Source organism: Streptomyces sp. URMC 124, assembly GCF_051386455.1.
In the GTDB taxonomy this organism is placed as follows: domain Bacteria; phylum Actinomycetota; class Actinomycetes; order Streptomycetales; family Streptomycetaceae; genus Streptomyces.
The window spans coordinates 1-366 of record NZ_JBPQTS010000381.1 but is presented as its reverse complement, the minus strand read 5'-3'; the positions used below and the strand labels follow the sequence as shown (position 1 = coordinate 366).

The following is a 366-nucleotide window of genomic DNA, read 5'->3' as shown; positions in this document are numbered from 1 at the left end:
GCCGGGCGTGGCACTGGCCCGCCCGGCGAGGGGGGTGGCTTGGGGGCGGCGCTCAGCGCGCCGCGAAGACCTGCACCCAGCGCGGGCCGTCGTGGGCGAAGGAGACGCCCACGCCCAGCTCCGTGAAGGCGCAGTCGAGGATGGTCCGGCGGTGTCCGGGGTCGTTCATCCACACGGACACGACGGCGGAGGCGCTGATCTGCCCGGTGGCGGCGGTCACCCCGTACGAGCTCCAGTGGTGGCCGGGCACGGCGAGGCCGCGGGCGAAGGCGGACCACTGGCTCGCGGGAGTGCGCGGCGCGGCGTCGTCGGTGCGGCGCTGGGCGACGGCGACGAGTTCGGCGTTGAAGCGCACGGGTCCGCATC

Annotated in this window: 1 protein-coding gene; it reads right to left on the bottom strand. The window is 76.2% G+C overall.

What is annotated here, in order from left to right:
• Window positions 1-52: 52 nt before the first annotated feature.
• Window positions 53-366 (bottom strand): CAP domain-containing protein (locus ACSNOG_RS33035; RefSeq protein WP_436756365.1); only part of this gene is annotated, 314 nt, incomplete at its 5' end.